The 23,108-nt window shown below is 52.4% G+C and carries 15 protein-coding genes, 2 tRNA genes and 4 rRNA genes; 14 read left to right on the plus strand and 7 right to left on the minus strand.

The window, feature by feature from the left end:
* Positions 1–29 precede the first annotated feature (29 nt).
* The 7 genes from ACB496_RS20015 (at position 30) to ACB496_RS20045 (ending at position 7,044) form a co-directional block, all read left to right on the plus strand.
* A complete protein-coding gene (locus tag ACB496_RS20015; RefSeq protein ID WP_102105524.1) occupies positions 30–272 on the plus strand; it encodes a YhdT family protein in 243 nt (80 codons plus the stop codon).
* Positions 262–1,713: a sodium/pantothenate symporter gene (panF, locus tag ACB496_RS20020; RefSeq protein ID WP_100778677.1), complete on the plus strand. Its 1,452-nt coding sequence runs from the start codon at positions 262–264 to the stop codon at positions 1,711–1,713. Before ACB496_RS20015 ends, panF begins: the two co-directional genes overlap by 11 nt.
* Positions 1,714–1,724: 11 nt before the next feature.
* Entirely contained in the window at positions 1,725–2,606 is an 882-nt protein-coding gene (prmA, locus tag ACB496_RS20025; RefSeq protein ID WP_371973362.1) for a 50S ribosomal protein L11 methyltransferase, read from the plus strand.
* 574 nt (positions 2,607–3,180) lie between these two features.
* A complete protein-coding gene (gene dusB, locus ACB496_RS20030; RefSeq protein WP_100778675.1) occupies positions 3,181–4,146 on the plus strand; it encodes a tRNA dihydrouridine synthase DusB in 966 nt (321 codons plus the stop codon).
* Positions 4,147–4,171: 25 nt separating this feature from the next.
* Positions 4,172–4,468 (plus strand): DNA-binding transcriptional regulator Fis, encoded by a 297-nt coding sequence (gene fis / locus ACB496_RS20035; protein ID WP_000462905.1) that lies wholly within the window; start codon positions 4,172–4,174, stop codon positions 4,466–4,468.
* A 182-nt stretch (positions 4,469–4,650) separates the two neighbouring features.
* Positions 4,651–4,815, plus strand: coding sequence for a DUF2556 family protein (locus ACB496_RS20040; protein WP_100778674.1), 165 nt, complete (start codon positions 4,651–4,653; stop codon positions 4,813–4,815).
* Positions 4,816–4,959: 144 nt separating this feature from the next.
* A complete protein-coding gene (locus tag ACB496_RS20045; protein ID WP_371973363.1) occupies positions 4,960–7,044 on the plus strand; it encodes a putative bifunctional diguanylate cyclase/phosphodiesterase in 2,085 nt (694 codons plus the stop codon).
* Here ACB496_RS20045 and envR read toward each other — a convergent pair.
* Positions 7,039–7,686, minus strand: coding sequence for an acrEF/envCD operon transcriptional regulator (gene envR, locus ACB496_RS20050; protein WP_194512298.1), 648 nt, complete (start codon positions 7,684–7,686; stop codon positions 7,039–7,041). The genes ACB496_RS20045 and envR overlap by 6 nt on opposite strands.
* A 389-nt stretch (positions 7,687–8,075) precedes the next feature.
* Between envR and ACB496_RS20055 the strand changes: the two genes are divergently transcribed.
* The 7 genes from ACB496_RS20055 (at position 8,076) to ACB496_RS20085 (ending at position 17,501) form a co-directional block, all read left to right on the plus strand.
* Positions 8,076–9,215, plus strand: coding sequence for an efflux RND transporter periplasmic adaptor subunit (locus ACB496_RS20055; RefSeq protein WP_371973364.1), 1,140 nt, complete (start codon positions 8,076–8,078; stop codon positions 9,213–9,215).
* Positions 9,216–9,225: 10 nt separating this feature from the next.
* On the plus strand, positions 9,226–12,336 hold the full coding sequence (locus tag ACB496_RS20060; RefSeq protein WP_371973365.1) for an efflux RND transporter permease subunit: 3,111 nt from the start codon (positions 9,226–9,228) through the stop codon (positions 12,334–12,336).
* Positions 12,337–12,647: 311 nt separating this feature from the next.
* Positions 12,648–12,869, plus strand: a complete 222-nt coding sequence (locus tag ACB496_RS20065; protein WP_015960684.1) for a lipoprotein — start codon at positions 12,648–12,650, stop codon at positions 12,867–12,869.
* Between the two features lie 478 nt (positions 12,870–13,347).
* Entirely contained in the window at positions 13,348–14,373 is a 1,026-nt protein-coding gene (locus ACB496_RS20070; protein ID WP_107702739.1) for an amino acid ABC transporter substrate-binding protein, read from the plus strand.
* A 67-nt stretch (positions 14,374–14,440) separates the two neighbouring features.
* Positions 14,441–15,622 (plus strand): amino acid ABC transporter permease, encoded by a 1,182-nt coding sequence (locus ACB496_RS20075; RefSeq protein WP_312154914.1) that lies wholly within the window; start codon positions 14,441–14,443, stop codon positions 15,620–15,622.
* Positions 15,623–15,631: 9 nt separating this feature from the next.
* Positions 15,632–16,735, plus strand: a complete 1,104-nt coding sequence (locus ACB496_RS20080) for an amino acid ABC transporter permease (RefSeq protein ID WP_371975263.1) — start codon at positions 15,632–15,634, stop codon at positions 16,733–16,735.
* A 7-nt stretch (positions 16,736–16,742) separates the two neighbouring features.
* Positions 16,743–17,501: an amino acid ABC transporter ATP-binding protein gene (locus ACB496_RS20085; RefSeq protein ID WP_100778666.1), complete on the plus strand. Its 759-nt coding sequence runs from the start codon at positions 16,743–16,745 to the stop codon at positions 17,499–17,501.
* A 126-nt stretch (positions 17,502–17,627) separates the two neighbouring features.
* On the opposite strand, the gene rrf (ACB496_RS20090) is transcribed toward ACB496_RS20085, so the two are convergent.
* The 6 genes from rrf (ACB496_RS20090) to ACB496_RS20115 all read right to left on the minus strand — a co-directional run bounded on the left by rrf (ACB496_RS20090) (position 17,628) and on the right by ACB496_RS20115 (position 22,912).
* Positions 17,628–17,743 (minus strand): 5S ribosomal RNA (gene rrf, locus ACB496_RS20090).
* Between the two features lie 41 nt (positions 17,744–17,784).
* Positions 17,785–17,860: transfer RNA gene (locus ACB496_RS20095), tRNA-Thr, on the minus strand.
* Positions 17,861–17,874: 14 nt separating this feature from the next.
* Positions 17,875–17,990, minus strand: a 5S ribosomal RNA gene (rrf, locus tag ACB496_RS20100).
* Between the two features lie 95 nt (positions 17,991–18,085).
* Positions 18,086–20,992: ribosomal RNA gene (locus tag ACB496_RS20105) — 23S ribosomal RNA — on the minus strand.
* 219 nt (positions 20,993–21,211) lie between these two features.
* A tRNA-Glu gene (locus ACB496_RS20110) sits at positions 21,212–21,287 on the minus strand.
* Between the two features lie 85 nt (positions 21,288–21,372).
* Positions 21,373–22,912 (minus strand): 16S ribosomal RNA (locus ACB496_RS20115).
* The 16S, 23S and 5S rRNA genes sit together here with 2 tRNA genes alongside, the layout of an rRNA operon.
* Positions 22,913–23,108: the final 196 nt, after the last annotated feature.

A 23,108-nucleotide genomic window follows, 5' to 3' on the forward strand; every position in this document is an offset into this window, starting at 1 on the left:
CCGCTTTCTTCATCCACAAGGGACTTAAAATGGACAAGCGTTTTGTTCAAGCCCATAAAGAAGCGCGCTGGGCGCTGTGGCTGACCCTTCTCTATCTCGCTGCTTGGTTGGTAACTGCTTACTTACCTGGTTCGGCTCCCGGAATTACCGGCCTGCCGCACTGGTTTGAAATGGCCTGTCTGCTGTTGCCTCTGGTATTTACGCTGCTGTGCTGGCTGATGGTGCGTTTTATCTTCCGCGATATCTCTCTGGAGGATAGCGATGCAAACTGAAATCATCGCCGTTCTGGTTATCTATCTCTTTATTGTGTTTGGCCTCTCCGCTTACGCCATGCGCAAGCGCAGCACCGGTTCGTTCCTCAGTGAATATTTCCTGGGAAGCCGCTCGATGGGCGGTTTTGTCCTGGCGATGACGCTGACCGCCACCTATGTCAGTGCCAGCTCGTTTATCGGCGGGCCAGGTGCGGCGTACAAATATGGTCTCGGCTGGGTACTGCTGGCGATGATTCAGGTGCCAACGATCTGGCTGTCGCTCGGGATTCTGGGCAAGAAATTCGCCATTCTCGCCCGACGCTATAACGCCATTACCCTCAATGACATGCTCCAGGCGCGGTATCAAAACCGGGCGGTAGTCTGGATCGCCAGCGTCAGTTTGCTGGTCGCTTTCGTCGGTGCGATTGCCGTGCAGTTTATTGGCGGCGCGCGGTTGCTGGAAACGGCGGCGGGAATCAAATATGAAAATGGCCTGTTGATCTTCGGAATTACCATCGCGCTCTACACTGCGTTTGGCGGCTTCCGTGCCAGCGTGCTGAATGACACCATGCAAGGCATGGTGATGCTGATTGGCACCCTGGTGCTGCTGGTTGGCGTGATCTATGCCGCGGGCGGTTTGCACAATGCCGTTGAAACCCTGGAGCAGATTGACCCTAAACTGGTCAGCCCGCACGGGGCCGACGATATTCTGACCCCGGCGTTTATGACCTCGTTCTGGGTGCTGGTCTGCTTTGGCGTCATCGGCCTGCCCCACACGGCGGTGCGTTGTATCTCCTATAAAGACAGCAAAGCGGTGCATCGCGGGATTATAATCGGCACGATCGTGGTGTCACTGTTAATGCTGGGAATGCATCTGGCGGGGGCTTTAGGCCGCGCCATTCTTCCGCATCTGACCGTGCCGGATCAGGTCATTCCGACATTAATGGTGCAGGTCTTGCCGCCATGGGCCGCCGGGCTGTTCCTCGCCGCGCCGATGGCAGCGATCATGTCGAACGTTAATGCGCACCTGCTGCAGGCCTCGGCAACAATCATTAAAGATCTGTGGCTCAGCGCGACGCCGACTAAAATGCGTAATGAGCATCGCCTGAAGCGCATTTCGACCTGGACCACGCTGGTACTCGGCATTCTGATGATGCTGGCCGCCTGGCGTCCACCGGAGATGATCATCTGGCTGAACCTGCTGGCATTCGGCGGGCTGGAAGCGGTGTTCCTGTGGCCGCTGGTGCTGGGCTTGTACTGGGAGCGCGCGAATGCTGCGGGCGCGCTAAGCGGGATGATTGTCGGTGGCGTACTCTACGCGGTACTCGCCACCTTTAAGATTCAGTACCTGGGCTTCCATCCGATTGTGCCTTCGTTACTGTTAAGTTTGCTGGCGTTTGTGGTGGGGAACCGTTTTGGTCAGCCCGTCCCACAGGCCGCCGTCATTTCTACTGATAAATAAAGAGTTTTGCCATGCCGTGGATCCAACTAAAACTGAACACAACCGGTGCCAATGCCGAAGAACTGAGTGACGCGTTAATGGAAGCGGGTTCAGTTTCCATTACTTTCCAGGACACGCATGACACGCCGGTCTTTGAGCCGCTGCCAGGCGAAACCCGTCTGTGGGGCGATACCGATGTCATTGGTCTGTTTGATGCCGAAACTGACATGAAAGAGGTCGTAGCGATCCTGGAAAATCACCCGCTGCTGGGCGTTGGGTTTGTGCATAAAATCGAGCAGCTGGAAGATAAAGACTGGGAGCGCGAGTGGATGGATAACTTCCACCCGATGCAGTTCGGTAAACGTCTGTGGATCTGCCCTAGCTGGCGCGATGTGCCTGACGCGAACGCCGTGAACGTAATGCTCGATCCGGGCCTGGCGTTTGGTACCGGCACCCACCCGACCACCTCCCTGTGCCTGCAATGGCTTGATGGGCTGGATCTGGAGGGCAAAACCGTGATCGACTTCGGTTGTGGCTCCGGGATCCTGGCGATTGCGGCGCTAAAACTGGGCGCGGCCAAAGCTATCGGGATCGACATCGATCCGCAGGCGATCCAGGCCAGCCGCGATAACGCGCAGCGCAATGGTGTTTCCGATCGTCTGAAGCTGTATCTGCCTGATAGCCAGCCAGAGGTCATGAAAGCCGATGTGGTGGTCGCGAACATCCTGGCAGGCCCGTTACGTGAACTGGCACCGTTAATCAGCGTGCTGCCCGTTGAGGGCGGTCTGCTGGGTCTGTCCGGTATTCTGGCAAGCCAGGCTGAAAGCGTGTGCGAAGCCTATGCCGATCTCTTTACTCTTGATCCTGTCGTCGAGAAAGAAGAGTGGTGTCGCATCACTGGCAGCAAAAAGTAATTCTGACTTTCCGGCGTGGGTCTCTTCCCACGCCGTTTCTGCGCTCTCTCTCCCTCAGCATAAATGGGGTTAGCCGGTGACATGTCAGCGGTGAAATGGGACACCCACACTTACCTGCATAAACTTTTGGCGAAGAACCACACCTGCTGGCGTCTTAAGCAACGTAGCTGAAGTTCACTCATACGAGCATCACGAAAATACCTCTCCGGTACAGTCGCTCAACGGTCGCATTGCGGTTAAATTATGTTCTGAAGGCAAACTGCGATCATGTTCTAAAATGAGACGCAGATCGCAAAGAAGGCCGATAATCTGCTGCTTAAAACAGCAGATTATCCCGATTAAGTGATTCATTTATTCAGAAATGATGAGAAGTTACGGGAAAATGTAAGCGCCCATAAAATAACCGTAACGGCATAACGTAATGATTTAAATGATTAATAATTCGCTTCAACCCCGCTGAGCAGCAATTCCTTGATCTGTAACAGCGGATTGTTCAAAGTTTGGCCTTTCATCTCGTGCAAAAAATGCGTAATATACGCCGCCTTGCAGTCACAGTATGGTCATTTCTTAACTCATGCGCATCGGACACTACCAGCTTAGAAATCGCCTGATCGCAGCTCCTATGGCAGGTATTACTGACCGGCCTTTCAGGACGCTGTGCTACGAGATGGGAGCAGGATTAACCGTTTCCGAGATGATGTCGTCTAACCCGCAGGTTTGGGAAAGCGACAAGTCCCGTCTTCGGATGGTGCATATTGACGAGCCAGGTATTCGAACCGTGCAAATTGCCGGAAGCGATCCTGAAGAAATGGCGGAAGCCGCGCGTATTAACGTTGAAAGTGGCGCCCAAATTATTGATATCAATATGGGTTGCCCGGCAAAGAAGGTGAATCGCAAGCTGGCAGGTTCAGCTCTTCTGCAATACCCCGATCAGGTGAAGTCGATCTTGTTGGGGGTGGTTAACGCAGTGGACGTTCCCGTTACGCTGAAAATTCGCACTGGTTGGGCGCCGGAACACCGTAACTGTGTAGAAATTGCCCAACTGGCCGAAGACTGTGGTATCCAGGCCCTGACCATTCATGGACGCACTCGCGCCTGTTTGTTCAACGGCAATGCGGAATATGACAGCATTCGGGCAGTTAAGCAGAAAGTTTCCATTCCGATTATCGCGAATGGCGACATAACTGACCCGCTTAAAGCCAGGGCTGTGCTCGACTATACAGGGGCAGATGCTCTGATGATAGGACGTGCGGCTCAGGGAAGACCCTGGATCTTTCGGGAAATCCAGCATTATCTGGACACTGGAGAGTTGCTTGCTCCCCTGCCTCTGGCAGAGATTAAGCGCTTGCTTTGTTCGCATATTCGGGAACTGCATGACTTTTACGGTCAGGCAAAAGGGTACCGAATTGCGCGTAAACACGTATCCTGGTATCTCCAGGAGCACGCTCCAAATGACCAGTTTCGGCGCACATTCAACGCCATAGAGGATGCCAGCGTACAGCTGGAGGCGTTGGAGGCATACTTCGAAAATTTTGCGTAAACAGAAATAAAGAGCTGACAGAACTATGTTCGAACAACGCGTAAATTCTGACGTACTGACCGTTTCTACCGTTAACTCTCAGGATCAGGTAACTCAAAAACCCCTCCGTGACTCGGTAAAACAGGCACTGAAGAACTATTTTGCTCAACTGAATGGTCAAGATGTTAATGATCTGTATGAGCTGGTATTGGCTGAAGTTGAACAGCCACTGTTGGACATGGTGATGCAATACACCCGCGGTAACCAAACCCGCGCAGCCCTGATGATGGGTATCAACCGTGGTACTCTTCGTAAGAAGCTGAAAAAGTACGGCATGAACTAATTTCGATTAGCTAAATGCTTGTTTAAAAAGGCGCTACTCGGCATGGGGATGCGCCTTTTTTATTGCCGCAATTTGAACCGTCAAGGCTTTGTAAACCTTGCGTGACCCCGCTTTTAAACGCCCGCTTTTCGTGTATATTTCCCCCACCTCACTGGACCTCTTCCTGAACACGGAACGACACAATGATTCGTAAATACTGGTGGCTGGTTGTCTTTGCTGTCACGGTTTTCCTCTTTGATACACTGCTGATTCAGTGGATCGAATTGCTGAGCACCGAAACCGACAAGTGTCGCAATATGAATTCCGTGAATCCGCTTAAACTGGTGAACTGCTCAGAGCTGGAATAAGATGTGAATATCATCAAAAAGCGCCTTATCACCCATTAAAAACGGGGATTTAAATCCCTTTTCGTCATTCCGTTCCGGTGATAATGTCACTGCCCTTTCAGGCGCTTTCGCATAACCTCTCACTGAGAATGAGTTAAACCCACCATGCTGGTTAGCCAATACAACCAAATCCTCGTTGTCGTCTCCTTCGTTGTTGCCATCCTTGCTGCCTATACCGCGCTCAACATGGCCGCACGCGTTGCGGGCAGCCAGGGTATAGCTGCACGCGTGTGGCTGACGGGCGGCGGCGTGGCGATGGGAATCGGCGTGTGGGCGATGCATTTCATTGGTATGCTGGCGATGGATCTCTCCATGCGTATGAGCTATAGCCCGACGCTAACGGTGCTCTCAATGATCATTGCTATCGGCTCGTCGATGTTTGCACTGTGGCTGGTCAGCGGCGAACAACTGCGGTTACGACGTCTGCTGCCGGGCGCTTTAGTGATGGGCACAGGCATCGTGGCGATGCATTACACCGGTATGGCCGCGCTGGAAGTGACGCCGGGCATTATCTGGGACAAGACTTGGATTGCGATCTCGGTAGTGATTGCGCTGGCGGCCTCACTTGCGGCGCTGTGGCTGACCTTCCGGCTGCGCCATGAAGCCGCGCAGGTCGCGCTGATGCGCCTGGGTGCAGCGATAACGATGGGCATTGCCATCGCGGGTATGCACTACGCGGGAATGAAAGCGGCGCAATTCCCGCTCTCCACTGAGATGCATCACCACGGAATAAACGGCAGCTGGCTGGCCGTGCTGGTTAGCGTAGTTGCACTCTCTATCCTTGGGATCACGTTGCTGGTGTCCATGCTCGATGCTCGCCTGCAGGCCCGAACCGCTCTGCTGGCCTCATCCCTGGCTGAAGCCAATCGTGAGCTGGCCCAACTGGCGCTTCACGATACGCTGACCCGTTTACCGAATCGCGTTTTGCTGGAAGACCGTCTCGATCAGGCAATCAGCAAGGCCGACCGCGAAGAGACCCATTTCGCACTGATGTTTATGGACCTGGATGGCTTTAAAGCGGTGAATGATGCCTATGGCCATGACACGGGCGATAAATTATTAGTCGCAGTTACCGAGCGGCTGCTGCTACCGCTTAAAGGCCAGTTCACCCTCGCCCGCATCGGCGGCGACGAGTTTGTTTTGCTCGCGGAAGTCGGTGGCCCCGATGATGCCGCTTCGCTTGCCAGTGCGCTGGTTCGCGCCATTGACAGCCCTTTCAACGTCGATCCTTACGAGCTAATCGTGACCGTCAGTATCGGTATTGCGCTCTATCCTCACGACGGGAAATCCGATCGTGAGTTGATGTTCAACGCTGACGCGGCGATGTATCACACTAAACATATGGGCCGTAACGGTTATCACTTTTTCCAGCCGTCGATGAACACACTGGCGCAGACGCATTTACAGCTGATGAACGATCTGTGGCTGGCGATCGATCGCGATGAGCTGCGCCTGCACTATCAGCCGAAATTCCACGCGCCGGCCGGGCCGATTCTGGGCTTTGAGGCCCTCCTGCGCTGGGAGCATTCGAAACAGGGGCTGCTGAGTCCCGACATGTTTCTGCCACTGGCCGAGAAGACCGGGCTTATCATCCCGATTGGAAACTGGGTAATCAACGAAGCCTGCCGTCAACTGCGCGAGTGGCACCTTCAGGGGCATAAGGCGTGGTCGATGGCAGTCAATCTGTCTACGCTCCAGTTCGAACAACCCACGCTGGTTAAAACCGTGCTCGACTGCCTGGCGCAGCACCATTTGCCGCCAGAATCATTGATTCTGGAAGTGACAGAAACCACCGCAATGCACAATCCGCAAGAGAGCGTCAGGATCTTAACGGAACTGACGAATGCAGGCGTGAAGGCCTCTATCGATGATTTTGGTACCGGCTATTCGAGCCTGCTCTATCTGAAGCAACTTCCCGTCTGCGAGCTGAAAATCGATCGCGCGTTTGTGAAAGATCTCAGCGGGAAAAGCGATGATGCCACTATCGTCTCCGCCATTGTCGCGCTGGCGAAAACGCTGAATCTGAAAGTGGTCGCTGAAGGCGTGGAAACGGAAGCCCAGCAGCAATTCCTCACGGAGCTTGGCTGTAATACGCTTCAGGGATATCTGTTAGGCAAACCTGTAACGGCGCAGACCGTTGAGGAGCTGTGCAACAACGCCGATGAATTCAAAAACTACCTGCCTTCATGAGGCAACAGAATAATTTTCCGGTAACGTGCGAGTCATATTGAGCGTCGCCAGAATATTGTCCACCAGCGCCGGAGCTTGCTGGTAAAGATTGAAATTCTCACTGTTCATTAACCAGTTTTTAATTAACCCGCTAAAAAAACCGTGAAAAACAATCAATGTCATATCGATATTTATAAGTGGTGAGATGATGCCACTCGCCATCCCTTTCTCCAGCAACACGCGGACGTTTTCATAATTAAAACCAATACGCTGACGAATTTCGCACTCTGATGTCATTTCATTATTAAATTCACATTTGTGATACAGAATTTGTAAGAGTGCACGCTGTCGGGGGCTTCGGGAAATATATTGCAACGCCGCGACAAACTTTTCGCGTAGAACACATAAAGGGTCGTCATTCTGTGACAAGGAAAGTTGCTCATGAATTAAATCGCATAAAGGTATCTGTTGCTCCCAAATCGCATTGAAGATTTCCGCTTTGCTGGAGAAGTGCCAGTAAACCGCGCCACGGGTTACGCCTGCGGCATCTGCGATATCAGTCAGCGTGGTGCTCGCCACACCGCGCGTCGAAAACTGGGTAATGGCGGCTTCGATCAGCTGCTGTCTCGTTTTCTGTGCATCTTCTTTCGTTTTACGCGCCATCGCCTCTTACCCATTACCTGAACAGTTTGCCACGTAACCAGAAATACCTCGTCGCGGAAGTATTCCCTAACGGGGGATTTTATTCTGATCAAAAAAAGTCAATTGCGTTAATCAATAATTACAACGAATGATTTAAGATCATTAAATTCATAAACTATATAAGTAACGCTGGATGATATTTAAACCTGAGTGCTTCGCACCATTACTATATCGTTGATTCGCCACGCCAGACTCTGGTTTTTATCTGAATAACCTGTTCGCCGCACTTATAAATTAAAAAGCATCAACGTACCTCATTATGATGTGCGCTGGATTTCTGACTCTTTGCCCCGCGATCCTTTTCACAACCTCACGGCAAATATCAGTTTATTGTTTTTAAAGGAACAGTAATGAAGAAACACTTCAGGCTTTTACCCTTATCCGGTTTTATTGTCTGCTCCGCACTGCTTGCTGGCTGTGATGGTTCTGATAATGCGCAGCAAGGCGCGCAGGTGCCCCAGGTCACTGTCTTTGTCGTGAAAAGCTCGCCACTGGCAGTCACCACGGAGCTGCCAGGCCGCACGGATGCGTTTCGCGTCGCTGAAGTCCGCCCGCAGGTGAGCGGTATTATCCTGCGCCGTAACTTTGTCGAAGGCAGCGATGTGAAAGCGGGCGATTCCCTGTATCAGATCGATCCGGCGTCCTATCAGGCCGCCTATGACAGTGCGAAAGGCGAGCTGGTGAAAGCTGAAGCGGCGGCAAACATTGCCCATTTGACCGTGAAACGTTATGTCCCTCTGGTGGGCACACAATATGTCAGCCGACAAGAGTATGACCAGGCAGTCGCCAACGCCAGACAGGCCGATGCCAGTGTAACGGCTGCGCAAGCGGGCGTCGAAACAGCACGTATCAATCTCGCCTATACCAAAGTGTCATCCCCTATTAACGGACGAATTGGGAAATCCAGCGTCACCGAAGGCGCACTGGTGACAAACGGCCAGGCTTCCGCACTGGCAACCGTGCAGCAACTCGATCCGATCTATGTGGATGTCACCCAGTCGAGCAATGACTTTATGCAGCTGAAGCAGTCCAGCCTGCAAAAAGGTGACGGCACCAGCAGCGTGCAGCTGTTGATGGAAAACGGCCAGCCTTACACGGAGAAAGGTACGCTGCAGTTCTCTGATGTCACGGTGGACGAAAGCACCGGCTCCATTACCCTGCGTGCGGTTTTCCCGAATCCTAAACATATGCTGCTACCTGGCATGTTTGTGCGAGCCCGCATTGATGAAGGCGTCCAGCCGAATGCCATTCTCGTTCCACAGCAAGGCGTCACGCGTACTCCTCGTGGCGATGCCACCGTACTGGTCGTGAACGCCAAAGAACAGGTTGAAACGCGTAGCGTGGTGGCGCCTCAGGCCATTGGCGATCGTTGGCTAATTACGAACGGGTTAAAGGAGGGCGATCGCGTCATCATCAGCGGCCTGCAAAAAGTGCATCCTGGGGCCACGGTAGTTGCCACGCCTGATTCCACCGCGACGAAAGCCAGTTAAGGGATAATCAATGGCTAACTTCTTTATTCAAAGGCCGATTTTTGCCTGGGTACTTGCCATCATTCTGATGATTGCGGGTGGGCTGGCGATTCTCAAACTGCCGGTGGCTCAGTATCCCACGATTGCGCCACCCGCTGTTGCCGTCACAGCTGTTTACCCTGGTGCGGATGCACAAACGGTGCAGGATACGGTGACGCAGGTTATCGAACAGAACATGAACGGTGTCGATAACCTGATGTACATGTCATCCACCAGTGATTCCGCGGGAAACGTGACCATTACCCTGACCTTCCAGTCAGGCACCGATCCTGATATCGCGCAGGTACAGGTTCAGAACAAACTTCAGCTAGCGATGCCGCTGTTGCCGCAGGAAGTGCAGCAGCAAGGGATCGGCGTGAAGAAATCCAGCAGCAGCTTCCTTCTGGTCGCGGGGTTTGTGTCTGATAACAAAAGCCTGACCCAAGACGATATTTCCGATTACGTTGCGTCTAACGTGAAAGACACCATCAGCCGAACTTCCGGTGTGGGCGATGTTCAGATGTTTGGCGCACAGTACGCGATGCGTATCTGGCTCGACAGCAATGCCCTGAATAAGTATCAGCTGACACCGCTGGATGTGATTAACCAGCTCAAAACCCAGAACAACCAGATTGCGGCCGGTCAGTTAGGCGGAACGCCGTCGGTTCCGGGCCAGCAGCTTAACGCCTCCATCATTGCGCAAACGCGCCTGAAAACACCGGAAGAGTTTGGCAAGGTCACACTGAAAGTGAACCAGGACGGCTCAATGGTGCATTTGAAAGATGTGGCCCGTATTGAGCTTGGCGGCGAAAACTACAATATGGTGACCAAGATTAACGGCCAGGCGGCTACTGGTCTGGGTATCAAGCTGGCGACAGGCGCCAACGCGCTGGACACTGCCGCTGCCATTAAATCAAAACTGGCCGAACTGCAGGCCTTCTTCCCGCAGGGGCTGAAGGTTGTCTACCCTTACGACACCACGCCGTTCGTGACAATCTCGATTCATGAAGTGGTCAAAACACTGTTCGAAGCGATTATTCTCGTCTTCCTGGTGATGTATCTGTTCCTGCAGAACCTGCGCGCCACGCTGATCCCAACCATTGCTGTGCCGGTGGTGTTGCTGGGTACCTTTGCGGTGTTGGGCGCATTTGGGTTTTCCATCAATACCCTGACAATGTTTGGCATGGTGCTGGCAATAGGTTTGCTGGTCGATGACGCCATCGTCGTCGTGGAAAACGTCGAACGCGTGATGGCGGAAGATAAGCTGCCGCCGAAAGAAGCAACGCAGAAGTCGATGGAGCAGATTCAGGGCGCGCTGGTTGGTATCGCGATGGTGCTTTCAGCGGTGTTCGTGCCGATGGCCTTCTTTGGTGGTTCCACCGGTGCTATCTATCGTCAGTTCTCCCTGACCATCGTTTCGGCAATGGCGCTTTCCGTCCTTGTTGCCCTGATTCTTACCCCTGCCCTCTGCGCCACGCTGCTGAAACCCGCAGCGGAAGAGCACCACGCGAAAGGCGGTTTCTTTGGCTGGTTCAATAACGTCTTCGATAAGAGCGTGGATCATTACAGTAACAGCGTGAGCGGCATTTTACGCAAAACCGGGCGCTATCTGGTGATTTATGTGCTGATTGTTGCTGGTATGGCGGTGTTGTTCCTACGTTTACCAACCTCCTTCTTACCCGACGAGGATCAGGGCGTATTCATGACCATGGTCCAGCTGCCCGCGGGTGCCACGCAAACCCGAACGCAGCAGATCCTGGATCAGGTGCAGCAATACTATCTAACCAAAGAGAAGGCCAACGTCGATTCGGTCTTTACGGTTAACGGTTTTAGCTATAGTGGCCAGGGGCAAAACTCCGGTATGGCGTTTATCAGCCTGAAACCGTGGGATGAACGTCCGGGAGCTGAAAACGGAGTCGCCGCGATTGTCGGTCGCGCATCGAAAGCCTTCAGTCACATTAAGGATGGGATGATCTACCCGTTCAACCTGCCTGCAATTATCGAACTGGGCACGGCTACCGGGTTTGACTTCGAACTTATCGATCAGGCAAACCTTGGGCATATCGAGCTGACAAAAGCGCGTAATCAACTGCTTGGTATGGCGAAAGAGCACCCAGACCTGCTCGAACGTGTGCGCCCTAACGGGCTGGAAGATACCCCGCAGTTCAAATTGGATGTGGACCAGGAGAAAGCGCAGGCGCTGGGAGTCAGTCTATCTGATATCAACCAGACCATTTCAACCGCGCTCGGCGGGACTTATGTGAATGACTTTATCGATCATGGTCGTGTGAAGAAAGTCTATGCGCAGGCCGATGCTCCGTTCCGTATGTTGCCGGGTGATATCAATAACCTGTACGTTCGCAGTATCAACGGCGAAATGGTGCCTTTCTCCGCGTTTAGCACGTCGCGCTGGATTTCAGGTTCACCGCGCCTTGAGCGCTACAACGGTATGCCTTCGATGGAAATTGTGGGTGAATCCGTGCGGGGTAAGAGCTCGGGTGAAGCGATGGCGATGATGGAAAGTATGGCGCAAAAACTGCCTTCCGGTATCGGTTACGACTGGACGGGGATGTCATATCAGGAACGGCTCTCTGGCAACCAGGCACCTGCGCTATACGCCATTTCGCTGATAGTGGTGTTCCTGTGTCTGGCTGCGCTTTATGAAAGCTGGTCGATTCCGTTCTCCGTTATGCTGGTCGTGCCACTGGGGGTAATTGGTGCGCTGCTTGGTGCCTCGTTAAGCGGACTGAACAATGACGTCTATTTCCAGGTTGGGCTTCTCACCACCATCGGGCTCTCCGCGAAAAATGCCATTCTGATTGTAGAGTTCGCGAAAGACCTGATGGAGAAAGAAGGTAAAGGGGTTATCGAAGCCACCCTCGAGGCATCCCGTATGCGTCTGCGTCCCATCCTGATGACGTCACTGGCGTTTGTTCTCGGTGTACTGCCGCTGGTAATCAGCCGTGGCGCGGGCAGTGGCGCGCAAAATGCCGTGGGCACAGGGGTCATGGGCGGCATGCTCTCGGCAACGCTTCTGGCTATCTTCTTCGTTCCCGTATTTTTCGTGGTCGTCAGACGACGGTTTAATCGAATCAAGAAGTAAAACAAAGATAAAGGCGTCATCCGGCGCCTTCTCTTATTCTTTTACACAGAACATTAGCACGCAAACTACCATTGTATTATTATGCCTGTGAATAATCGTTAACTTCCTCGCGGCGTAAAATCTATTATTCGTTCCATACTTCCTCCATAAATTCATGCCATTCTGTTTTTTTCTCCATGATTTTTACAATCCACATAATTTGAGATTATTCACCCTGCTGTTGTGGATAGTTGTAGTGGTAAAATGACCCTCAGCTCGATAAATACCCTATTGGTTTTATAGCGAGCCAGTTTTAATTCTGAGGTAACATCATGAAAAGATTCATTTGCGTTGCAACTCTCGCTGCGCTTCTTGCCGGTTGTGCGCACGACTCTCCGTGTGTGCCGGTGTATGACGATCAGGGCCGTCTGGTTCATACCAACACCTGTATGAAGGGCACAACCCAGGATAACTGGGAAACTGCAGGGGCAATCGCCGGTGGTGCCGCCGCTGTCGCTGGCCTGACGCTGGGTATCGTCGCATTAACGAAATAATGCTTTCCTGCAAAAGCGCGGTGTACCCGCGCTTTTGCTTCAAACTAGTGCAATGATTTCCTGATACGTTAAAAAAACTCCCCTTTTTCAACTGCCTCTCATTATTAATATCTGATTCTTCTCACATCTTTTTTGTCGCCTCTTTTTAATTACATATTCCAGCGTGATACTTTTCACAATTCAATTACATTAAATATCCTGCCAATATTCACGCCAGAAACTACCATCCTGAATTAACTCACGTGCTAACAACTTTTGCTCTGATTTGTGGCGTAGGTTGTGATTTCGCACCATTTCGGGGCGCTCGATTTATTTATCCCTGTCTACACTCTGCATTATGCGTTCAATTCTCTCTTTTTCAGCCGAACGCAAAACTGGCATTACGTTTGCTTTATAAACGTCGGCCAACGCCACAGACAGGTAAAAGCGTTTTAAAACGACTTTCTATAACGAAAAATTTCGCCACACAGGATGCATTATGAAAAAGACGATGTTAGCCAGCCTGGCCGCAGCGGGCATGTTGTTTGCTGTAGCGGGACAAGCTCATGCCGGCACAACGCTGGATGCCGTTAAAAAGAAAGGCTTTGTACAGTGCGGTATCAGTGATGGGTTACCGGGCTTCTCTTATGCCGATGCGAACGGAAAGTTCACCGGTATTGATGTCGATGTATGCCGTGGCGTTGCAGCAGCCCTCTTCGGGGATGACACCAAAGTAAAATACACCCCTCTGACGGCGAAAGAGCGCTTTACCGCTCTGCAGTCGGGCGAAGTGGACATGCTTTCTCGTAATACCACCTGGACTTCATCGCGTGACGCCGGCATGGGAATGTCCTTCACCGGCGTTACCTATTATGACGGTATCGGCTTCCTGACCCACAACAAGGCGGGACTGAAGAGCGCCAAAGAGCTCGACGGCGCGACTGTTTGTATACAGGCAGGCACTGACACCGAGCTGAATGTCGCCGACTATTTCAAAGCCAATAACATGAAATACACGCCGGTCACCTTCGATCGCTCTGATGAATCCGCTAAAGCGCTGGAGTCCGGCCGTTGCGATACGCTGGCGTCTGACCAGTCTCAGCTGTATGCCCTGCGCATCAAGCTGAGCAACCCGGCGGAATGGATTGTTCTGCCAGAAGTCATCTCGAAAGAACCTCTCGGCCCGGTCGTACGCCGTGGCGATGAAGACTGGTTCTCCATCGTTCGCTGGACGCTGTTCGCTATGCTGAACGCCGAAGAGATGGGCATCAACTCGAAAAACGTCGACGAAAAAGCCGCTAATCCATCAACACCGGATATGGCGCATCTTTTGGGTAAAGAGGGTGATTTCGGCAAAGATCTGAAACTGGATAACAAGTGGGCTTATAACATCATTAAACACGTCGGTAACTATTCAGAGATCTTCGAGCGCAACGTGGGATCGGAAAGTGCTCTGAAGATCAAACGTGGCCAGAACAACCTCTGGAACAACGGCGGCATTCAGTACGCTCCGCCGGTACGTTAAGTTTTAGCTGTAACGGGCACCGCATCTGTGGTGCCCAGTCCAGAGTCATGGTTACCGAGGTTTCTTTATGTCCCATCGCCGCTTAGCCGTAAAAGGAAAACTTTCCTTTTCTCATCCCGCGGTCCGCGCCTGGCTGTTCCAGATAATCGCTGTTGTCGCCGTTGTGGTCGTCGCGGTTTATTTAATTCATAACACTGTTACCAACCTGAGCAATCGCGGCATTACTTCGGGCTTTGCCTTCCTGGATCGCAGCGCTGGTTTTGGAATTGTGCAGCACTTGATTGATTATCAAGAAGGAGACACATACGGAAGAGTGTTTCTGGTCGGTCTGCTGAACACGCTTCTGGTCTCTGCGCTGTGTATTGTGTTTGCTTCGTTTCTCGGCTTTTTCCTCGGACTTGCGCGTCTTTCGGAGAACTGGTTATTACGCAAACTCTCGACGATTTATATTGAGACGTTTCGCAATATTCCGCCCCTCCTGCAGATCTTCTTCTGGTATTTCGCCGTACTGCGCAATTTACCCGGCCCGCGCCAGGCCGTTGATGCCTGGGATCTCTTTTTCCTAAGTAATCGCGGTCTCTATATCCCCTCGCCGCTGGCGGGCGAAGGGCTGTACGCGTTCTTGGCAGCCATTGTTGTTGCTATCGCCATTACGATTGGGCTGTTTCGCTATAACCGCACACTTCAGATTAAAACCGGGCAACTTCGCAGAACATGGCCAGCAGGCGTTGCATTGATTGTGGGTTTACCGCTGCTCGCACACTGGACTTTCGGTGCTGCGTTGCACTGGGATATTCCACAGCTGCGTGGTTTTAATTTCCGGGGTGGGATGGTACTGATCCCAGAGCTTGCGGCGCTGACGCTGGCGCTGTCGATTTATACCTCCGCATTTATTGCCGAAATCATTCGTTCCGGTATCCAGGCAGTACCCTATGGGCAGCATGAAGCCGCGCGATCACTCGGATTACCAAATCCGGTGACCCTGCGTCAGGTGATCATCCCGCAAGCCTTGCGCGTGATCATCCCGCCGCTGACCAGTCAGTATCTTAATATTGCCAAAAACTCCTCGCTGGCGGCTGCCATCGGTTATCCCGACATGGTTTCCCTTTTCGCCGGAACCGTGCTTAACCAGACCGGGCAAGCTATCGAGACTATCGCCATCACCATGTCCGTCTATCTGATTATCAGCCTGACGATCTCACTGCTGATGAATATCTATAACCGTCGCATCGCCCTGGTTGAGCGCTAAGGAACCATGATGACAAAAGCCGTATTGTCACAGCCCTCGCGCCCGTCCAGCGCCGGAAGCTGGCGTTTCATCGCCTGGGCACGCAAGAATCTGTTCTCCTCATGGAGCAACAGTCTCCTGACGATCGTCAGTTTATGGTTGATTTGGGAGCTGATTCCCCCCCTACTGAACTGGGCGTTTTTACAGGCAAACTGGGTAGGCTCAACACGAGCTGACTGCACAAAAGCGGGTGCCTGCTGGGTGTTTATCCATGAGCGTTTCGGCCAGTTTATGTATGGTCTCTATCCACACGATCAACGCTGGCGCATCAATCTGGCGCTGGTTGTCGGCCTGCTGTCGATCGCACCGATGTTCTTTAAAAGTCTGCCGCGTCGTGGTCGCTATATTGCCTGCTGGGCAGTGGTCTATCCGCTGATTGTCTGGTTGTTACTGTACGGGGGAATACTGGGGTTGGAGCGTGTAGAAACACGCCAGTGGGGTGGGCTGACGTTAACCCTGATCATCGCTTCTGTCGGGATCGCCGGGGCGCTGCCGTTGGGTATTTTGCTGGCACTTGGCCGTCGTTCAACGATGCCGGTGGTACGCATTCTGTCGGTGATCTTTATCGAGTTCTGGCGCGGTGTACCGCTGATTACCGTTCTGTTTATGTCCTCGGTGATGCTTCCGCTGTTTATGGCGGAAGGCACCACGATCGACAAATTGATCCGCGCCCTGGTGGGGGTCGTGTTATTCCAGTCAGCGTATGTTGCAGAAGTGGTTCGCGGCGGGCTTCAGGCGCTGCCAAAAGGTCAGTATGAGGCTGCTGAATCGCTGGCACTTGGTTACTGGAAAACTCAGGGACTCGTGATCTTACCCCAGGCGCTCAAGCTGGTTATTCCGGGGCTGGTGAACACTATTATCGCCCTGTTTAAAGATACCAGCCTCGTGATCATCATTGGATTGTTTGATCTTTTCAGTAGTGTTCAGCAGGCCACAGTCGACCCGGCCTGGCTGGGAATGTCTACCGAAGGCTATGTTTTTGCAGCACTTGTGTACTGGATTTTCTGTTTCAGTATGTCGCGCTATAGCCAGCATCTGGAAAAGCGCTTTAATACCGGGCGTACGCCGCATTGAGGAATTTATGAGCAAAATAACGATGACCCCCGCTGACGCGATGATTACGCTGGAAAACGTTAATAAATGGTACGGGCAGTTTCATGTTCTGAAAGATATCAATCTGAAGGTAAAGCAAGGTGAACGTATCGTCCTGTGCGGCCCGTCAGGTTCAGGTAAATCTACGACGATTCGCTGTATTAACCATCTTGAAGAGCATCAACAAGGGCGCATCGTTGTTGATGGAATTGAGCTGGATGAAGATATTCGCAATATCGAACGAGTCCGCCAGGAAGTGGGTATGGTATTCCAGCATTTCAATCTGTTCCCCCATTTGACGGTATTACAGAATTGCACACTGGCGCCTATTTGGGTTAGAAAGATGCCTAAAAAAGAAGCTGAGGCGCTGGCGATGCATTATCTGGAACGGGTACGCATTGCTGAACATGCGAATAAGTTCCCCGGACAGATATCGGGGGGACAGCAGCAGCGTGTCGCTATCGCGCGATCACTATGCATGAAACCTAAAATTATGCTGTTTGATGAACCGACTTCAGCCCTCGATCCTGAGATGGTGAAAGAGGTGCTGGATACGATGATTGGTCTGGCCCAATCAGGAATGACAATGCTCTGTGTCACGCATGAAATGGGATTTGCCAGAACAGTGGCAGACAGGGTGATCTTCATGGATCGCGGGGAAATTGTCGAACAGGCTGCACCGGAAGAGTTTTTTGCCCATCCGAAATCTGAAAGAACGCGAGCATTTCTGTCCCAGGTGATTCATTAATCAATGATAGTTGCCCGGTGGCATTTGGTTGCCGGGCAAAAGGTGTCTGGCAACGTTCTCGTCTGATATTTCGATGTATAAACGCAAAAAGGCCATCCTTGCGGATGGCCTTTTCACTTATTTGATGTCTGGCAGTTCCCTACTCTCACATGGGGAGACCCCACACTACCATCGGCGCTACGGCGTTTCACTTCTGAGTTCGGCATGGGGTCAGGTGGGACCACCGCGCTAAAGCCGCCAGACAAATTCTTTTACTATTGCCGAACTTCAACCACGTATAAAGTGGTGCTGATACCCAGAGTCGAACTGGGGACCTCACCCTTACCAAGGGTGCGCTCTACCAACTGAGCCATATCAGCACGCTAAATTTGATGCCTGGCAGTTCCCTACTCTCACATGGGGAGACCCCACACTACCATCGGCGCTACGGCGTTTCACTTCTGAGTTCGGCATGGGGTCAGGTGGGACCACCGCGCTAAAGCCGCCAGGCAAATTCTGTATCAACACGCATCTCTGCGTATCAATTAATCTGTATCAGCTGAAAATCGTCTGTCTCTGCTTCGCCAAAACATCTTCGGCGTTGTAAGGTTAAGCCTCACGGTTCATTAGTACTGGTTAGCTCAATACATCGCTGCACTTACACACCCAGCCTATCAACGTCGTAGTCTTCAACGTTCCTTCAGGACTCTCAAGGAGTCAGGGAGAACTCATCTCGGGGCAAGTTTCGTGCTTAGATGCTTTCAGCACTTATCTTTTCCGCATTTAGCTACCGGGCAATGCCATTGGCATGACAACCCGAACACCAGTGATGCGTCCACTCCGGTCCTCTCGTACTAGGAGCAGCCCCCCTCAATTCTCCAGCGCCCACGGCAGATAGGGACCGAACTGTCTCACGACGTTCTAAACCCAGCTCGCGTACCACTTTAAACGGCGAACAGCCGTACCCTTGGGACCTACTTCAGCCCCAGGATGTGATGAGCCGACATCGAGGTGCCAAACACCGCCGTCGATATGAACTCTTGGGCGGTATCAGCCTGTTATCCCCGGAGTACCTTTTATCCGTTGAGCGATGGCCCTTCCATTCAGAACCACCGGATCACTATGACCTGCTTTCGCACCTGCTCGAGCCGTCACTCTCGCAGTCAAGCTAGCTTATGCCATTGCACTAACCTCCTGATGTCCGACCAGGATTAGCTAACCTTCGTGCTCCTCCGTTACTCTTTAGGAGGAGACCGCCCCAGTCAAACTACCCACCAGACACTGTCCGCAACCCGGATTACGGGTCTACGTTAGAACACCAGCCATTAAAGGGTGGTATTTCAAGGTTGGCTCCACGCAGACTGGCGTCCACGCTTCAAAGCCTCCCACCTATCCTACACATCAAGGACCAGTGTTCAGTGTCAAGCTATAGTAAAGGTTCACGGGGTCTTTCCGTCTTGCCGCGGGTACACTGCATCTTCACAGCGAGTTCAATTTCACTGAGTCTCGGGTGGAGACAGCCTGGCCATCATTACGCCATTCGTGCAGGTCGGAACTTACCCGACAAGGAATTTCGCTACCTTAGGACCGTTATAGTTACGGCCGCCGTTTACCGGGGCTTCGATCAAGAGCTTCGCGTTGCCGCTAACCCCATCAATTAACCTTCCGGCACCGGGCAGGCGTCACACCGTATACGTCCACTTTCGTGTTTGCACAGTGCTGTGTTTTTAATAAACAGTTGCAGCCAGCTGGTATCTTCGACTGGTTTCAGCTCCGTCCGCAGGGACTTCACCTACACACCAGCGTGCCTTCTCCCGAAGTTACGGCACCATTTTGCCTAGTTCCTTCACCCGAGTTCTCTCAAGCGCCTTGGTATTCTCTACCTGACCACCTGTGTCGGTTTGGGGTACGATTTGATGTTACCTGATGCTTAGAGGCTTTTCCTGGAAGCAGGGCATTTGTTACTTCAGCACCGTAGTGCCTCGTCATCACACCTCAGCGTTAAAAAGGTACCGGATTTACCTGGAACCTCCGCCTACATGCTTAAACCGGGACAACCGTCGCCCGGCTAACATAGCCTTCTCCGTCCCCCCTTCGCAGTAACACCAAGTACAGGAATATTAACCTGTTTCCCATCGACTACGCCTTTCGGCCTCGCCTTAGGGGTCGACTCACCCTGCCCCGATTAACGTTGGACAGGAACCCTTGGTCTTCCGGCGAGCGGGCTTTTCACCCGCTTTATCGTTACTTATGTCAGCATTCGCACTTCTGATACCTCCAGCATGCCTCACAGCACACCTTCAACGGCTTACAGAACGCTCCCCTACCCAACAACACCTAAGTGTCGCTGCCGCAGCTTCGGTGCATGGTTTAGCCCCGTTACATCTTCCGCGCAGGCCGACTCGACCAGTGAGCTATTACGCTTTCTTTAAATGATGGCTGCTTCTAAGCCAACATCCTGGCTGTCTGTGCCTTCCCACATCGTTTCCCACTTAACCATGACTTTGGGACCTTAGCTGGCGGTCTGGGTTGTTTCCCTCTTCACGACGGACGTTAGCACCCGCCGTGTGTCTCCCGTGATAACATTCTTCGGTATTCGTAGTTTGCATCGGGTTGGTAAGCCGGGATGGCCCCCTAGCCGAAACAGTGCTCTACCCCCGAAGATGAGTTCACGAGGCGCTACCTAAATAGCTTTCGGGGAGAACCAGCTATCTCCCGGTTTGATTGGCCTTTCACCCCCAGCCACAAGTCATCCGCTAATTTTTCAACATTAGTCGGTTCGGTCCTCCAGTTAGTGTTACCCAACCTTCAACCTGCCCATGGCTAGATCACCGGGTTTCGGGTCTATACCCTGCAACTTAACGCCCAGTTAAGACTCGGTTTCCCTTCGGCTCCCCTATACGGTTAACCTTGCTACAGAATATAAGTCGCTGACCCATTATACAAAAGGTACGCAGTCACCCCATAAAAGAGGCTCCCACTGCTTGTACGTACACGGTTTCAGGTTCTTTTTCACTCCCCTCGCCGGGGTTCTTTTCGCCTTTCCCTCACGGTACTGGTTCACTATCGGTCAGTCAGGAGTATTTAGCCTTGGAGGATGGTCCCCCCATATTCAGACAGGATACCACGTGTCCCGCCCTACTCTTCGAGTTCACAGCGTGTGCATTTTTGTGTACGGGGCTGTCACCCTGTATCGCCGGACTTTCCAGACCGTTCCACTAACACACGCGCTGATTCAGACTCTGGGCTCCTCCCCGTTCGCTCGCCGCTACTGGGGGAATCTCGGTTGATTTCTTTTCCTCGGGGTACTTAGATGTTTCAGTTCCCCCGGTTCGCCTCATGCCACTATGTATTCATGACATGATAGTGTGTCGGAACACACTGGGTTTCCCCATTCGGGTATCGCCGGGTCAAAGGTTCATATCACCTCGCCGACGCTTATCGCAGATTAGCACGCCCTTCATCGCCTCTGACTGCCAGGGCATCCACCGTGTACGCTTAGTCGCTTAACCTCACAACCCGAAGATGTTTCGTAAAACATCATCGTGTCGCGAAAATTTGAGAGACTCGAACACACCGTCACTCTGTTCTTATTACGGAGAACAGACGCAGTGTGTCGTTTCAATTTTCAGCTTGATCCAGATTTTTAAAGAGCAAATATCTCAAACATGATTCCTGAGAATCAGTTTTGAGATATTAAGGCAGGTGACTTTCACTCACAAACCAGCAAGTGGCGTCCCCTAGGGGATTCGAACCCCTGTTACCGCCGTGAAAGGGCGGTGTCCTGGGCCTCTAGACGAAGGGGACACTGAAGTCTCAATCGCAAGACGCCTTGCTATTTACTTTTCATCAGACAATCTGTGTGGACACTACAAAGGCAGGTTCTTTCAGGTAAGGAGGTGATCCAACCGCAGGTTCCCCTACGGTTACCTTGTTACGACTTCACCCCAGTCATGAATCACAAAGTGGTAAGCGCCCTCCCGAAGGTTAAGCTACCTACTTCTTTTGCAACCCACTCCCATGGTGTGACGGGCGGTGTGTACAAGGCCCGGGAACGTATTCACCGTAGCATTCTGATCTACGATTACTAGCGATTCCGACTTCATGGAGTCGAGTTGCAGACTCCAATCCGGACTACGACGTACTTTATGAGGTCCGCTTGCTCTCGCGAGGTCGCTTCTCTTTGTATACGCCATTGTAGCACGTGTGTAGCCCTACTCGTAAGGGCCATGATGACTTGACGTCATCCCCACCTTCCTCCAGTTTATCACTGGCAGTCTCCTTTGAGTTCCCGGCCGGACCGCTGGCAACAAAGGATAAGGGTTGCGCTCGTTGCGGGACTTAACCCAACATTTCACAACACGAGCTGACGACAGCCATGCAGCACCTGTCTCACGGTTCCCGAAGGCACTAAAGCATCTCTGCTAAATTCCGTGGATGTCAAGAGTAGGTAAGGTTCTTCGCGTTGCATCGAATTAAACCACATGCTCCACCGCTTGTGCGGGCCCCCGTCAATTCATTTGAGTTTTAACCTTGCGGCCGTACTCCCCAGGCGGTCGACTTAACGCGTTAGCTCCGGAAGCCACTCCTCAAGGGAACAACCTCCAAGTCGACATCGTTTACGGCGTGGACTACCAGGGTATCTAATCCTGTTTGCTCCCCACGCTTTCGCACCTGAGCGTCAGTCTTTGTCCAGGGGGCCGCCTTCGCCACCGGTATTCCTCCAGATCTCTACGCATTTCACCGCTACACCTGGAATTCTACCCCCCTCTACAAGACTCTAGCCTGCCAGTTTCGAATGCAGTTCCCAGGTTGAGCCCGGGGATTTCACATCCGACTTGACAGACCGCCTGCGTGCGCTTTACGCCCAGTAATTCCGATTAACGCTTGCACCCTCCGTATTACCGCGGCTGCTGGCACGGAGTTAGCCGGTGCTTCTTCTGCGAGTAACGTCAATCACTGTGGTTATTAACCACAATGCCTTCCTCCTCGCTGAAAGTACTTTACAACCCGAAGGCCTTCTTCATACACGCGGCATGGCTGCATCAGGCTTGCGCCCATTGTGCAATATTCCCCACTGCTGCCTCCCGTAGGAGTCTGGACCGTGTCTCAGTTCCAGTGTGGCTGGTCATCCTCTCAGACCAGCTAGGGATCGTCGCCTAGGTGAGCCGTTACCCCACCTACTAGCTAATCCCATCTGGGCACATCTGATGGCAAGAGGCCCGAAGGTCCCCCTCTTTGGTCTTGCGACGTTATGCGGTATTAGCTACCGTTTCCAGTAGTTATCCCCCTCCATCAGGCAGTTTCCCAGACATTACTCACCCGTCCGCCGCTCGTCACCCGAGAGCAAGCTCTCTGTGCTACCGCTCGACTTGCATGTGTTAGGCCTGCCGCCAGCGTTCAATCTGAGCCATGATCAAACTCTTCAATTTAAGTTTGATGCTCGTGAATTAAACTTCGTAATGAATTACGTATGTTCACTCAGAGACTTTGGTATTCATTTAGCGTCTTGCGACGTTAGAATCCATGTCACTTTGAGTGCCCACACAGATTGTCTGATAAATTGTTAAAGAGCAGTGCAACGCGGCTTTCGCTCACCGTTGCGAGGTGGCGTATATTACGCTTTCC

Source organism: Lelliottia nimipressuralis (genome assembly GCF_041464075.1).
GTDB lineage: Bacteria > Pseudomonadota > Gammaproteobacteria > Enterobacterales > Enterobacteriaceae > Enterobacter > Enterobacter nimipressuralis.

Bases quoted from the DNA above. Each gene is read 5' to 3' on its own strand.
- ACB496_RS20065 (WP_015960684.1), top strand. From the start codon at position 12,648: ATGAAAAGATTCATTTGCGTTGCAACTCTCGCTGCGCTTCTTGCCGGT.
- ACB496_RS20045 (WP_371973363.1), top strand. From the start codon at position 4,960: ATGCTGGTTAGCCAATACAACCAAATCCTCGTTGTCGTCTCCTTCGTT.
- ACB496_RS20015 (WP_102105524.1), top strand. From the start codon at position 30: ATGGACAAGCGTTTTGTTCAAGCCCATAAAGAAGCGCGCTGGGCGCTG.
- ACB496_RS20080 (WP_371975263.1), top strand. From the start codon at position 15,632: ATGACAAAAGCCGTATTGTCACAGCCCTCGCGCCCGTCCAGCGCCGGA.
- dusB (WP_100778675.1), top strand. From the start codon at position 3,181: ATGCGCATCGGACACTACCAGCTTAGAAATCGCCTGATCGCAGCTCCT.
- panF (WP_100778677.1), top strand. From the start codon at position 262: ATGCAAACTGAAATCATCGCCGTTCTGGTTATCTATCTCTTTATTGTG.
- ACB496_RS20040 (WP_100778674.1), top strand. From the start codon at position 4,651: ATGATTCGTAAATACTGGTGGCTGGTTGTCTTTGCTGTCACGGTTTTC.
- ACB496_RS20055 (WP_371973364.1), top strand. From the start codon at position 8,076: ATGAAGAAACACTTCAGGCTTTTACCCTTATCCGGTTTTATTGTCTGC.
- ACB496_RS20070 (WP_107702739.1), top strand. From the start codon at position 13,348: ATGAAAAAGACGATGTTAGCCAGCCTGGCCGCAGCGGGCATGTTGTTT.
- fis (WP_000462905.1), top strand. From the start codon at position 4,172: ATGTTCGAACAACGCGTAAATTCTGACGTACTGACCGTTTCTACCGTT.
- prmA (WP_371973362.1), top strand. From the start codon at position 1,725: ATGCCGTGGATCCAACTAAAACTGAACACAACCGGTGCCAATGCCGAA.
- envR (WP_194512298.1), bottom strand. From the start codon at position 7,686: ATGGCGCGTAAAACGAAAGAAGATGCACAGAAAACGAGACAGCAGCTG.
- ACB496_RS20075 (WP_312154914.1), top strand. From the start codon at position 14,441: ATGTCCCATCGCCGCTTAGCCGTAAAAGGAAAACTTTCCTTTTCTCAT.
- ACB496_RS20060 (WP_371973365.1), top strand. From the start codon at position 9,226: ATGGCTAACTTCTTTATTCAAAGGCCGATTTTTGCCTGGGTACTTGCC.
- ACB496_RS20085 (WP_100778666.1), top strand. From the start codon at position 16,743: ATGAGCAAAATAACGATGACCCCCGCTGACGCGATGATTACGCTGGAA.